At 72.0% G+C, this 13,641-nt stretch carries 9 protein-coding genes; 5 read left to right on the top strand and 4 right to left on the bottom strand.

The features are described 5' to 3' along the window. Window positions 1-8: 8 nt before the first annotated feature. Window positions 9-1,190 (top strand): amidohydrolase, encoded by a 1,182-nt coding sequence (locus ACFQV6_RS25385; protein ID WP_378030083.1) that lies wholly within the window; start codon window positions 9-11, stop codon window positions 1,188-1,190. A 7-nt stretch (window positions 1,191-1,197) separates the two neighbouring features. Here the strand turns inward: ACFQV6_RS25385 and ACFQV6_RS25380 are convergent, their stop codons facing one another. The 4 genes from ACFQV6_RS25380 to ACFQV6_RS25365 all read right to left on the bottom strand — a co-directional run bounded on the left by ACFQV6_RS25380 (window position 1,198) and on the right by ACFQV6_RS25365 (window position 6,201). Then, window positions 1,198-2,067 carry a hypothetical protein gene (locus tag ACFQV6_RS25380; RefSeq protein WP_378030082.1) on the bottom strand — a complete coding sequence of 290 codons (870 nt, stop codon included), beginning with the start codon at window positions 2,065-2,067 and terminating at the stop codon, window positions 1,198-1,200. 81 nt (window positions 2,068-2,148) lie between these two features. After that, window positions 2,149-3,321 (bottom strand): hypothetical protein, encoded by a 1,173-nt coding sequence (locus ACFQV6_RS25375; RefSeq protein WP_378030081.1) that lies wholly within the window; start codon window positions 3,319-3,321, stop codon window positions 2,149-2,151. After that, window positions 3,309-5,372, bottom strand: a complete 2,064-nt coding sequence (locus ACFQV6_RS25370; protein ID WP_378030080.1) for a tetratricopeptide repeat protein — start codon at window positions 5,370-5,372, stop codon at window positions 3,309-3,311. The genes ACFQV6_RS25375 and ACFQV6_RS25370 overlap by 13 nt, the downstream gene beginning before the upstream one ends. Further along, window positions 5,356-6,201 (bottom strand): serine protease, encoded by an 846-nt coding sequence (locus tag ACFQV6_RS25365; protein ID WP_378030079.1) that lies wholly within the window; start codon window positions 6,199-6,201, stop codon window positions 5,356-5,358. The genes ACFQV6_RS25370 and ACFQV6_RS25365 overlap by 17 nt, the downstream gene beginning before the upstream one ends. A 134-nt stretch (window positions 6,202-6,335) precedes the next feature. Here ACFQV6_RS25365 and ACFQV6_RS25360 point away from each other — a divergent pair, with 134 nt between their 5' ends. From ACFQV6_RS25360 to ACFQV6_RS25345, 4 genes are all read left to right on the top strand, one after another. Beyond that, complete coding sequence (locus tag ACFQV6_RS25360; protein WP_378030078.1) at window positions 6,336-6,983, top strand: AbfB domain-containing protein; 648 nt, start codon at window positions 6,336-6,338, stop codon at window positions 6,981-6,983. Window positions 6,984-7,026: 43 nt separating this feature from the next. Next, the gene (locus ACFQV6_RS25355) at window positions 7,027-8,628 is read left to right on the top strand and encodes an FMN-binding glutamate synthase family protein (RefSeq protein ID WP_378030077.1); all 1,602 of its coding nucleotides are present in this window, start codon (window positions 7,027-7,029) and stop codon (window positions 8,626-8,628) included. A 22-nt stretch (window positions 8,629-8,650) separates the two neighbouring features. After that, complete coding sequence (locus ACFQV6_RS25350; RefSeq protein ID WP_378030076.1) at window positions 8,651-11,134, top strand: AAA family ATPase; 2,484 nt, start codon at window positions 8,651-8,653, stop codon at window positions 11,132-11,134. Between the two features lie 182 nt (window positions 11,135-11,316). Further along, window positions 11,317-13,578, top strand: coding sequence for a putative bifunctional diguanylate cyclase/phosphodiesterase (locus tag ACFQV6_RS25345; RefSeq protein WP_378030075.1), 2,262 nt, complete (start codon window positions 11,317-11,319; stop codon window positions 13,576-13,578). Window positions 13,579-13,641: the final 63 nt, after the last annotated feature.

The raw sequence follows: 13,641 nt of genomic DNA, 5'->3' as shown, positions 1-13,641 counted from the left end.
CAGGGTTCATGACCCTCGTCGATTTCTACCGTGACCTGCACGCCCATCCCGAGCTGTCGATGCGGGAACACCGTACGGCCGCCCGCCTCGCCGGAGAACTCCGTGCCGCCGGCTTCGACACGACCGAGAACATCGGTGGCACCGGCGTGGCGGGTGTCCTGCGCAACGGCGACGGGCCGACGGTCATGCTCCGCGCCGACATGGACGCGCTGCCGCTGGCCGAGGAGACCGGTCTCCCGTACGCCAGCACCGTCCCCGGCGTCATGCACGCCTGCGGCCACGACCTGCACGTCACGGGCCTCGCCGGTGCGGCCGGCCAGCTGGCCCGGGTGCGCGACTCCTGGTCCGGCACCCTGCTGGCGGTCGGGCAGCCCGGCGAGGAGACCGCCGAGGGCGCCGTCGCGATGCTCGCCGACGGCCTGTTCGAGCGGTTCCCGCACCCCGGCGTGATCCTCGGCCAGCACGTCGGCCCGGCGCCGGCCGGCACCGTCGGGCACCGCGCGGGCCTGCTGATGTCCGCGGCGCTCGACGTCGAGATCCGGATCTTCGGGCGGGGCGGGCACGGTTCGATGCCGGAGAACTGCGTCGACCCGGTCGTCACGGCCGCCTACCTGGTCACCCGGCTGCAGACAGTGGTGTCCCGCGAGATCGGCGCCGGCGAGGCGGCGGTGGTCACCGTCGGCCGGATGCACGCAGGCACCAGGGCGAACGTGATCCCGGACGAGGCAGTGCTGACGCTCAACCTGCGCACGCGCGAACAACACGTCCGCGACCGGGTGCTCGAGGCCGTCCGCCGCATCGCCGAAGCCGAGTGCGCGGCCTCCGGCTGCCCCCGGAAACCCGAGATCACCACGGCAGGCGACTTTCCCGCCCTTTCCAACGACACCGATACCGTACGCAGGGTGCGCTCCGCCCATGCCGCGGTGTTCGGACCGGCGGCGGTGCTCGAGTACGACCCGCTGATGGCCAGCGAGGACTTCCCCCGTTTCGGTGCGGGCGACATCCCGTACGCGTACTGGTTCGTCGGCACCACGCCGCAGCCGGTCTGGGACGCCGCACCGGGCGACCGTCCCGCGGACAAGCTGCGCGGCGTGCCCGGCAACCACACCTCCCGGTTCGCCCCCGACCTGTCCGCGGTCCGCACGGTCGTCACCGCCCTGACCACCGCGGCGCACGCCGTCCTCGGGTGAAGCGCGTTCAGCAGGGCTTGACGCGCACCGCCGGAGTGAAGACGTCCTTCTCGCCCTGCGAGCCGTTGAAGGTCACCCGCACACCGCCGTAGGACGGCAGCACCTGCCAGCGAAACTCCCCGCCGGACCGGGAGAGCAGCGGGCTGACCCCGTCGATCTCCCGCCAGGCCCAGTCGGTGCCGGTCGACTCGTACAGGAAACCGTCCTCGATCATGTACTCCGCGCCGAGGCCACCCGCGACCTCGGGGATCTGATAGCCGGTTTTCTTGTCCCCGTCCGAGTCGACGAAGACGTGATGCCAGGAGAACGTCTCGGTGAACGTAGCGGCGAAGGTCACCGCGGTGCTGGTCGAGCAGGCCGAGTACGCGGTGATCGGCCCCTTCCTCGTGGTGGTCGCCTTGGTGGCGCCCGTGTGCACCGGCAGCGGACCGGCCGATCTGCTCACCACCCCCGCTCCGCTCGGCTCCTCCGGCGCCGGCTCCGACGGCGGCGGCGACGCCACAACGGGTACCGCGGCGGACGGGGTCGCCTCGAACGAGGGCGCCACCACGACGGGAAAGCCCTCCGGCAGCTGACCGGCCACCGCGGGCCCGGCACCGGTCCGGGCCTGCACGACCCGGAACGCCACCACCGACCCGGCCGCGACGAGCCCCAGCGTCACCCCGGCCACCACCGGAATCCACCACCGCCGGCGACGGCGGGCCGGCACCTCCGGGCTCGGCTCAGGTCTGACCGGCTGCGGCGTGGCCACCGGTGGCACCGCGATCACGGGTGGCTGCCGATGCGGAAACATCCTCCGCAGCGAGGCGGCCCGCTGATCCGCGAACTCCGCCCCCTCGTCGGCCGGCCGGCCCCCGTGCGCAGCGTCCACACCCACGCCAAACTCCAAATTGTCTTAAATGACGGTCGATGTCCGGGAGGCACGGTACACCCGCCCGACGGCACCCGGCCGACCGGCTCACCCCTTCGCCGGAACCACACCGAACTCGTGGAGGAGCCAGATGAGCGGCTCGGCGACCCGGAGCGGCCGCACACCCAGCGAGTTCACCCGCCCGGCCTGCTCGTCCGGCGCGGCGCCGAGCGAGGACACCGCGAAGTAGCGGTGGTTCGCATAGTTGTGCGCGATATGAGCGTCGATGTCGTCGGCACCCCACCCATGGAGGAGGGCACGGACGTGTTCGTGAGTGCTGCGGCCGACCGCGTCGTCGTAGAACGGCGCCGGTGCGGGTTCCTGCAGCAGCGGGTGATCGGACCCGAGGACGTCGAAGAAGACGTCCATCTTCGTCAGCACGACGGCCACCGGAACATCGATACGACGACGCCCGTCGACCTGACGGCTCTGCCTGAGCAGCTCGGTGACCCGGCTGATGACGTCGATCGCCGCAACGCCGTACCCGTCCATGGGTGGTGTGGTCAGCAGATCGCGCGCCTGCGGCAGGGTCGTCGGGTCGATGAGGAGGATCAGGCCATCCGCTGCGGCGACGTAGCGGAGCTCCTCCGCCGCCCGGAAGGACGCCAGGTCCTCGCCCGCGGAGTCGTAGAGGGACAGCACCGAACTACGAAGTCGCCCCAACCGCGACGGTGGGGACCGCCACTCGATGACGGCGGGCTTCCGGTGCCCGGGGCCGATCGCCGGCGTGGTGAGTGGCGAGAGCTGCAGTCGATCCACGAGGTCGTGAATGCGGAACTTCATCGGGTCGGCACCCTCCTCGGCCCACGCGGGCATGGTGACGTCAGCGCCGAATCGCCTGCCGAGCTGGCGGATCAACGTGTGCGCCAGCACCGTCAGGTAAACGGTCTTGCCCACAGCCCGCGCGCCGGCGACCGCGATGAGCGGAACGGGCGAGGAGCCATACGTCGAAGGCAGACGGCTGTGACAGTGCGGGCAGACCCGCCGGGCGGTGCGGCCGTGGCAGGCCGGGCACGTCGCCTCGCGGGTCTCCCCCAGCAGCCGGCGCGGCGGAGCGAAGGCGGTGCGGCTCATCGCCTCGTCGCCGAGCAGCCGCACCCGCGCCACGTCGAGCGTGGGTTCGCACGCCGGATGACCGATCGCGGGCTGCCCGGCGCACTCGAACCAGAGTTCGCGGCGGTTGAAGGCGCGATAGCAGAAGGGGCAGGTCACGTCGGCCATGCGCGGCTGCCTCCGGGCTCGAGTACGGGCGGGTCGATCACCGCGAGCGGCTCCTCACTGTCCACTGAGCAGCGCAGGACGAACGGCCGGGCGGTGCCGGAAGGCACCTCGAAGCCGAGCACGAGCTCCTCGCCGGGCGAGACCCGCAGGCCGGTGGCGCGCAGCAGAACCTGCCCGCTGTCCGGGTCAAGCGGCAACCGGGGACCCTGCGTCAGGATGACTGTCACGCTGATCCCCGCACACTCCTCGTCCGCCCAGAGCCGCACCGTGCGGTGCTGTCGCCGGAACAACCCCGCCGGGCGGTCGAAACGGTAGTTGAGCCGCTTCGTGACGCCGCCGACCGTGGTCTCACGGGGATCGGAGAGGATCTCCCCGGACGTTCCGGGCACGACAGCTCGTACCGACAGCACGCCGCCGCCCCTGCCGACCTCCTGCACACAACCGCCGCCTCTGTCGTACTCGGCCTTGGTGAGAGTCCGGACGAGCGGCCCTCGCTCCGGGGTCGTCCACGACACGCGCGCCTGGCGTACGCCCTCCGGCCAGTGCCAACCAGCAACAACCCGGTCACCCAGCCTCCTGGCCTGAAGGTCCTCGACGGGACACGTCACCAGTGCGGTGTTCACGGTGCCGACCACAGCCCAACCGTCCTCGACGGCGAAAGCAACGCACTGCCGCTCCTCCCGTGGCAGGGTCGCGGCGAGGACCAGGCCGTCGTCGGTGCCCAGCCAGGCACCGTCCACCTCACTGCCGTACTCCTCCAGCCGTTCGACCGCGATGGTCGTTCCCGGCTCCCACGGCGGAGGCCGGTCACTGTGCCGGATCCGCACGACCCGCGGGGAGGCCTCGGGCCACGCCAGGTGAACCTGAACGGTGTCGTCCTGCGCGCGAACCGTCTTGACGGACAGGACGGCACCCGCGCGCCGCAGGTCCGGCCGCGGCGCCGGCATCAGGTACGGCTCCAGGCCGAACCGCCGGGCGGCCAGTTGACGGCTGTCGTAGAGCGCGCTCGCTGCCTGCACCGCCGCGGGATGCCGGTCTCCGTGAAGGGCCGTGGCGGCCGCGGCCGCCTCCTGCGCCGACCGCAGCGCCCGCTCCAGGTGCTCGAGGTCCGGACGCCGCTCGGCGAGCGCGAGACGGACGACGGCCAGCTCGACGTGGGCACGCACGGTGACCCGGTCGGCCTCACCCAGCCACTGCCGGCAGCGGTCCAGCAGCCCGGCCAGCACCGCCACGGCGTGATCGGCGCGCTGACCGCTGCCGGTCGCCGCCGCCCAGCGGGCTTCGGCCGCGGCGGTCAGGACACGAATCGACAGGGTGGCCGGGTCCTTGGACCCCAGCGTGGCGCCCATCGTCTGCGCGGCGAGTTCCAGCACCTCCATCGCATCCTCGGCGCGTTCCCAGTCGCCGGTCGCGGCGACCACCTCGACATGGATGGCGGCGAGTTCGGCCGTGATGCGCACCCTGGTGACGAGGCCGGCCTCGGTGGACAGGCCGGTGACGACACGCCGCATCCGGTCCAGCCGGTCGTGGGGAACCTCCTGATCGAGCCAGGCGTCGGCCGCCGTCGCGGCCGCGGCGCTCAGAACGGCCGTCAGGTTCGCCGGACCGTCGTGCGGTGCGGCGGCCAGGTCCTCGACGAGGGCCCGGGCGCGTTGCGGATCGCCCATGCGTAACGCGAGCACCGCGAGGTTCGCCCGGATCCGGTCCGTCTCAGTGCGGTCGCGGGCGGGCAGCCGCATCGCCGCCGACCAGATGGTCATCGCCCGGCTGTTGTCGCCGCGGGCAGCCGCCAGCAGGCCCCGCAGGTTTTCGATCGCCGGGTCGGGCTCGTCGGCGGCGAGGTCCAGTACCCGGTCGGCCTGTTCGGACAGACCCGTCGTGTTCAGCAGCCCTGCCACGTGACGGGCCATCCCCGGATGATCACGAACATCGTCCGGGGTCATGACCCGCAACAGGCCGTCCGTCTGCCGCGCCAGGCGCTCGCGATCGAGGGCCGCTCGGGTGGCCAGCGCTGTCTCCAGCAACCCGGCCAGCCTAAGAAAGAGGATCATTGTCGGCGTTCCAGGCGACTGTCGCCTTGGTGGCTTCCCGCAGCGCGTATCGGGTGAAGTCGGCCGCCTCCTCGACGGAGAGATGCCCGCCGTCCCGGTCTTTATGGATCTCCGCCCGGGCGGCGCGATATCCGGCGTACCGGTCGGCGGCCACCGACTCCGGAGTCCGTGCACTCGCCGGCCGATCCTCCGGGCCCGATGCCTTGTCGCGGCCGAGAAGCCGCACCGGCAGCTCGAGTGACTCCAACGCCTGGATGGCGTGGCCGATGGTGATCGCGAACAGGACGTTCGATGCCTCCTCCGGCCGCACAGCATGGGGGTGCTGCTCGATGAGCATGCCCACCACGGCCGGCCGGCGGTCGTCCCCAGCCGGGCCGTCGTCGCGCTCGACAGGGCTTCCGCTGTAGCCGTGGTAGCTGCCGACGACCTGCCGCACCTCCAGCTCCAGTGCCTCGATCTCGTCGCCGCCCAGGCAGGTGAACTTCCGCGAACCGGTGATGACCTGGCCCTTGAGCCGGGCGAGGTTCTCCGCGGGCGTGTAGGGCGACAACCACGAGTCGTTGTCCTGAGCCCGGCACGTGTCGATCGGCAGGCGCGTCCAGCCGAGCGGACCGTCGACCTTGAGCAGTGCGACGTCACCGCCCTGGTTCACCTCCACCACGCGAGCCGGGGCGGTGTCGTCTCCACGCCGGACAGTCACGCGGTCGTAGAGCTCCGAACCCTGAAGGCAGTGCGCGGCGGTCAGCACCCAGCGCCTGGTGAGGAGGAAGCCGGCTCCGGGGCTGCCGGACTCCGAGGTGAACGTCACCCAGTAGTCCTCCGCGTCCACGTGGGCGCTACCGACCCGTACGATCGATCGCGGACACAGGCGTTGACCTCCTGAGTGTGCGGCTGGATCCGACAGTACGCCGGGGAGCGGCGACGTCAACTCATCGAGCCGGTGAACCGGGGGGAAACACGCGCATGACCGTCTACGGAAGCGGCGGCGTACACACCCGCGAGCCGCGGGGCGGTGGGCTGCACCCCGGAGTGATCGCCCTGGTGGTGAGCGCCGGCATCATCGTCGTCGCGGCGCTCGGCTACTGGATCCTGCGCAGTCCCGCCGAGCCGCCCGCGCCGGCCATCCCCGCCGCCGCACCGGCAGCCTCTCCGGCGGCGGCCGCATCGTCCGCGGAATCGGCGCCGAGCCCGGCCAAACCACGGCTCACCACCGGCCTGTGGCTGCTCTCCCCCGCCGACGACCGGGACCAGCACCTGAGAGCCGACGGCGAGTTCGCCGCCATCTCGTCCGGCAAGCCGATGGTGATCACCGTGCTTCCCGGGCTGGCCGACAAGGACTGCTTCACGTTCCGCGGCGACGGCGGCAAATACCTGCGGCACTTCGACTACCGCCTGCGCTTCGACGACAACGACCGCTCCGACCTGTTCCGCGCGGACGCCACCTTCTGCCTGGAGGACGGCCTGCCCGCCGGCACGATCCGGCTGCGCTCGAAGAACTATCCGGAGCACGTGCTGCACCGGCGCGACTCGCAGCTTTTCATCGACCAGCCGGACGGCTCGGAGAAGTTCACCGCGGAGAGCACCTTCACCGTCCAGGAGCCGCCGAACTGACAGGTTGTTTCAAGCAACCGCCCGGCGGCAATTGTCACCGGTCATGAAACGCGGTTTACGGGCGGCAATGGCCGCCGCCGGCTCAGCGGTGGCGGCGGTCGCCGTACGTGATCTTCTCCAGCGCAATCACGCCCTGCTGCGGAACTTCCCGGTCATCGGACACGCCCGGTACCTGGTCGAGGCGATCGGGCCGGAGCTGCGGCAGTACGTGGTGGCGGGCAACAACGAGGAGCGGCCGTTCACCCGCGATCAGCGGCGCTGGGTCTACGCGTCGGCGAAGAAAGAGAACAACTACTTCGGCTTCGGTACGGACAACGACATCGAATACACGTCCGGATACCCGATCATCAAGCACCGGACGTTCGGACGTGCCGTTCCGCGCTCGGCGCCGGCCGCCGGTTACGAGACGTACGTGCCGTGCGCGAAGGTGCTCGGTGCGGCGCGGGGGCGGCGGAAGGCGTTCCGGCCGGAGTCGGTGGTCAACATCTCCGGGATGAGTTTCGGCTCGCTGAGCGGCAAGGCTGTCGAGGCGCTGAACCGGGGTGCGGCGCTCGCGGGATGCCTGCAGAACACCGGTGAGGGCGGGCTGTCGCCGTACCACCGGCACGGCGGTGAGCTGGTCTTCCAGATCGGCACCGCGTACTTCGGCTGCCGCGACGAGCAGGGCCGGTTCGACCTGCAACGGCTCAAGGACCTGGTGGACGGTGCGCCGATCCGCGCTCTGGAGATCAAACTCAGTCAGGGTGCCAAGCCGAGTCTGGGCGGGCTGCTTCCCGCCGCCAAGGTGTCGGCCGAGATCGCCGCCACGCGGGGCATCACCGAGGGTGTCGACTGTGTGAGCCCGTCGCGGCACGCCGAGTTCTCCGACACCGACAGCCTGCTGGACTGGGTGGAGATGCTCGCCGACGAGACCGGGCTGCCGGTCGGTATCAAGTCGGCGGTCGGTGACCTGGACTTCTGGGACGAGCTGACCACGCTGATGGCGACCACCGGCCGCGGCGTCGACTTCGTGACGATCGACGGCGGCGAGGGCGGCACCGGGGCCGCGCCGCTGATCTTCACCGACACCGTGTCGCTGCCGTTCCAGGTGGGCTTCGCCCGGGTCTACCGATTGTTCGCCGAGCGGGGCCTGCACGAGAAGGTGGTCTTCATCGGCGCCGGCAAGCTAGGCCTGCCGGACAACGCCGTGGTGGCGTTCGCGCTGGGCTGCGACATGGTCAACGTGGCCCGGGAGCCGATGCTGGCGCTCGGCTGCATCCAGGCGCAGAAGTGCCACACCGACACCTGCCCGACCGGGGTGGCCACCCAGAACAGGTGGCTGACCCGGGGCCTGGACCCGGCGCTGAAGTCGGTGCGCACCGCCAACTACATCAAGACGCTGCGGCGCGACCTGGTGAAGGTCGCCGAGGCGTGCGGGGTGGAGCACCCGGGGCTGATCGGCACCGGCTCGGTGGAGATCCTCGACGGGCGTACCGCCGCCACCGCCCTGGACAAGGTCTACGACTACCAGCCGGGCTGGGGACTGCCGTCGCCGGCCGACCAGGACGCCATCATCGCTCTGATGACAGCCACCGAACCCCAGGGCGGCACCGCGCCCCCATCCCCCGACGCAATCGGCCAAGCCACGGACAAGGTGAGTCACTGAGCGACTGACTAGGATGGCCCAGGTGATTCTGGGTCGGCGCGCGGAGCTTGCCAGGCTCGACACCCTGCTCGCAGCAGCCGTCGAAGGCCGCGGCGGCGCGCTGGTCGTCCGCGGCGAGGCCGGTATCGGCAAGTCCGCGCTGGTGGAGCACGCGAGCGAGCAGGCGGGCGCCCACCGGATGAGGGTGCTGTCCACCGCCGGGGTGCAGACCGAGGTGCACATCCCGTACGCCGGACTTCATCGCCTGCTGCGCACCGCGCCGGACCTGGCCGCCGCCGCCGAAGAGGTCCTCGGCTCGCCCGGCACCCTGCCGTTCCGCGCCGCCGCCGCCCTGCTCGACGTGATCGGCGCGAGCGACACCCCGCTGCTGATCACGGTCGAGGACTCGCAGTGGCTGGACGAGGCGAGCTGGCACGCCCTGGCGTTCACCGCGCGGCGCCTCCGCATCGGCCGCGCGGCGATGCTGCTGACCGCGCGCGACGGCCGCGACGTCAACCGCCGGCTTTCCGGGGCGGCACTTCCGGAGGTACGCCTGGAGCGTTTCGGCCGCGAGGATGCGAGGGTCCTCCTGGACCGGGTGGCCCCCGGGCTGGAGCCGAGCCTGGCCACCCAGGTCATGCTCATCGCGCACGGCAACCCGCTCGGGCTGGTGGTGCTGGGCGAGATCGCGGCCCGCTCCGGCAGCGTCGTCGTGCTGCCGCACCGGCTGCCGCTCAGCGAGCGCCTGGAACGGACGTTCGCCGGGCTGGCCGGCGAGCTGCCATCGGTCACCCGCTCGCTGCTGCTGGTGGCGGCCCTGAACGAGAGCGACGACCTGGACGAGGCGGTACGCGCCTGCCGGCTGGTCGAGACCGGCCCGGTGCGGCACGAGGACATCGACCCGGCCGTGGCCGCCCGGCTGGCTCAGGTCGACGACGGCTTCCGGTTGCGGTTCCGGCATCCGCTGCTGCGCTCGGCACTCCACCAGTCGGCCACGCCCGCGCGGCGCCGCCGGGCGCACGCGGCACTCGCGGAGGTCCTGAGCGGGGACCTCGAACGCGGCGTCTGGCACCGGGCGGCCGCCGCCGACGGCCCCGACGAGAAGCTGGCCCGGCAGCTGACCGAGACCGCCACGCGGGCCCGGCACCGGCAGGCCGCCGGCATCGCGCTCACCGCCTTCGAACGGGCTGCCCGGCTCAGCGAGGATCCCGCCGCCCGCGGCCACCGGCTGCTGTCCGCCGTCGAGATGGCCTCCGAGCAGGGTGACCACGCCACGAACAGCCGCCTGCTCAGCGAGATCCGGGCGCACGAGCTGGCCCCCGGCGACCGGGCTCTGCACGAATACCTCGCCGAGGTCTTCCAGGGCACCCGAACGTCCGGCAGCGAGCGGCTGTCCGCCTTCGCGGCCGCGCTGGAATCGCTCGCCGACGCCGGTGAGGCGGCCGGTGCGATCCGGCTCCTCGACGCCATCAGCCTGCGCACCCACTACTCCGACCCTGGTCCGGCGGTGATCGAGCGGCTGGCCGCGGCGGTCGGCCGGGTGATGGCGGTGTCCGCCGACCCGCAGCTCCCGGCGTTCCTGGCGCTGATCGCACCGGTCAGCCGCGGTGACGAGTGCCGGCGGCTGCTGCGTACGGTGTCCGCGTCCGGCGCCACCGACCCCCACGTCACCTACAACCTCGGGCTCGGGGTGGGTGCCGTCGGCGACTGCCCGGCGGCGTGCGAGTTCCACGCCGTCGCGGAGGCCGGCCTGCGGAAACAGGGCCGCGTCGGCACCCTGTACCGCGCTCTGATCTGCCACGCGGCGAACGCCGCACACCTCGGTGACGCCCGGACCGCGCTGCCCCTGATCACCGAGGGCGAGGCGCTCGCCAGGGAACTCGGCGACCCGAACTGGGTGCCCTCGGCGTGGACGGCCGCCGGCACCGCCGAGGCGCTGCGCGGCGAACTGGCCGTCGCCGAGGGGCACGCGGCGGCTGCCGAGGCCGTGCTGCGGGCGTACGGGCGCAATCCGCTGCTCGCCGGGGTGCGGCAGGTCCGGGGTGTCGCCGCGCTCGCCGCCGGGCGGCCGCGGGAGGCGCTCGGCGAGCTGCGCCGGGTCTTCGACGAGGCGGACGACTCGTACCATGTGAGCACTGGTTTCATGCTTGTCGCGCACCTGGCCGAGGCCGCGGCCGGCTGCGGGGCAACGGCCGAGCTGCGCCGACTGGTCGACTCGCTGACCCCACTCGCGGACGTGTGCCGCTCCCCCGCGCTGCTGAGAGGGCTCGGCTATGCGGAGGCGGTGCTCGCCGACACCGCCGAGGGTTTCGAGAAGGCGCTCGCCGAGGATCTGACCGGCTGGCCCTTCGAGCGGGCACGGCGGCAGCACGCGTACGGTGCCTGGCTGCGCCGCCGCGGGCGCCCCACCGAGTCCCGCCCGCACCTGGCCGCCGCCACCGCGACCTTCGACGCTCTCGGCGCGACCGCCTGGGCCGGCCGTTCCCGCGCCACCACTGAGCAATTTTCAACCTGGCATCGGGCCTGAGGCTGCCGGGCCGTTGTCCGGCACCGGCGACCGAGGCCCTCGCCACGTTGAAAAAGCTCACTGTTCCGCCGGTGGAGGTTTCCCCTCTTCAAGCGTGACAGGCACCGCACTCAGGTCAGCGGTCCCACTGCCGATGAGAAGCACCGACGACCAGGTGCGAGGCGAAGGAACCGCGGGTTTTGATGCGTCAGTTCTCCCGGCCGGCCCGCACAGCGGGCTGGCTCACCCTCGCCGTCACCGGCTGGACCGGTGTCACCCTGCTGCTCGGTGTCCTCGGTGCCCACGTCGCCGTACCGGCCTGGGTCATGTGGCCGATGACGATCATTGCCCTGGCCATCGGGGTGCTGGCCTGCGCGGTTGCCGCCTCCACGGGTTCCGGTGCCAGTCGCTTCTTCTGGAAGTGGCTGGGTGTCGCGGCCGCGCTCCTGGACATCGGGACCCTCAGCCAGTCGTTCGACACGATGCGCGACCCCGGCAAGATCGTCGTGATGAGCCCGCTCACCGGTGTGCTCTACATGTCAGCCGTGGGTGTCGCCGTGGTGGCCCTGCTCCGCCTGCCCGGCCGGCGCCGGTCCTGGCGGGCGTCGGTCGCGCTCTGGCTGGACGTCGCCATCGTCGGCGTCGCGGCCGCCCTGGTGATGCTGCAGTTCCTGTCGATCATGCCCGTTCTGATGGCGGACAGTGTGCTGTCGACCGCCCTCAACACGATCGTCCTGGCCACCTCCGCGGCCTCCGTCGTCGCCATCGTCAAGGTCGGTATGAGCGGCGCCGGACCGGTGCACGGGTGGGCGCTGTGGATCCTGAGCCCGGTGGGGCTTCTCGCGCCCGGTGCGCTGGTGATCGCGCCGATGGTCCAGGCGTGGCCGCACCTGAACGCCACCGTGATCATCCTGCCGCCGTTCGCGGTGATGCTGACGCTCGCCGCGTGGGCGCAGACCCGGAACAATCTCGCCGGCCCGGCGCCGGAAGCCGTGCAGCAGGTCAGGGAGCGGCACGGCACGAGCCCGGTCCCGTACATCGCGGTCGCTGTGACCGCGAGCATGCTGATCGGCGTCACCGCGCACCGCGGCTACCTCCCGGCCGGGCACGCCGCCGGCACCGTACTGCTTATTCTGCTCGTCCTGGTCCGCCAGCAGGCGGCGCTGTCCGACAACGCCATGCTGCTCGGCCGGCTCGCCGACCAGGCGCGGTTCGACGACCTCACCGGGCTGCCGAACCGGCGCTCGTTCACCGACACCCTGCACCACGGCACCGCGAGCACCCTCGTGGCGGTCTGCGACCTGGACGACTTCTCCGCGCTCAACGACCGCCTCGGTGACGACGCCGGCGACGCGGTGCTGCGCCAGGCGGCCGAACGGATCACGCTCACCGTCGGCGGCACCGCCGTTGTCGCGCGGCTCGCCGGCGACGAGTTCGGCGTCCTGCTGTCCGGAAACGACCACACCGGCCTGGCGGAGGAGCTGCTGCACGCCTTCCGCGCGCCGCTCTGCGTCGACGGTCACGACCTGCTGGTCACTGTCACCGTCGGTGTCGCCACCGGCCAGGACGACGCCGTCGCCGACCTGCTGCGCCGCGCCGAACTCGCCCTCCAGGCCGCCCAGCGCGTCGGAGCCAACCGCTACGAGACGCACACCGCCGACATGGACGCCTCCGCACAGCATCACGCCCATGTGGCCGCCGCGCTGCGCCACGGCATCGAGAAGGACGAGTTCCGCCTCGTCTACCAGCCCATCGTCGAGTTGCCCCACGGCAAGATCCGCGGCGTCGAGGCCCTGGTCCGCTGGCACCCCGGCGACGGTACGACGACGGTGTCCCCCGCCGAGTTCATCCCGGTCGCCGAGCAGACCGGCCTGATCATCGACCTGGGCGCGTGGATCCTCGAAACCGCCTGCGCCGACGCCGCCATCTGGCTCCGGCGGCACGGCGACGCCGCACCCCGTGTCAGCGTCAACGTCTCCGCCCGCCAGCTCCTCGACCCCGAGCTGCCCGGCCTGGTCGCCGCCACCCTCCAGCGGCACGGCCTGCCACCGCACCAGCTCACCCTGGAGATCACCGAGACCGCCGTGTTCGTCGGCGGTCCCGCCCTGGCCACCGTGCACGCCCTGCGCGAACTCGGCGTCGGCATCGCCCTCGACGACTTCGGCACCGGCCACTCGTCGCTCACCCTGCTGCGCACCTGCCCGGTGACCACGCTGAAGGTCGACAAGTCGTTCATCGACGAGCTCAACGGCAGCCCCGAGCAGGAAGCCATCGCCGCCTCCCTCAGCGGCATCGCCGACACGCTCGGCCTGGGCGCCGTCGCGGAGGGCGTGGAGACCCAGGACCAGGCCGAACGCCTTTACGTACTCGGGTACCGCTACGCACAGGGCTACTATTTCGCCCGCCCCGCCCCCGCCGACCAGATCGACCTCCACCTCCTCAAGGACGTCCCGGCCGCGGCGTGACCGTCACCCTCCCTCTTCCGTACGCGAACCGCGCAGCTCTCCTCCCCCGCCACCCGCGGCAGC

Source organism: Actinoplanes sp. GCM10030250, assembly GCF_042666575.1.
In the GTDB taxonomy this organism is placed as follows: domain Bacteria; phylum Actinomycetota; class Actinomycetes; order Mycobacteriales; family Micromonosporaceae; genus Actinoplanes.
The sequence above is the reverse complement of the archived record's forward strand: the minus strand, read 5'-3'. Positions and strand labels throughout refer to the sequence as shown.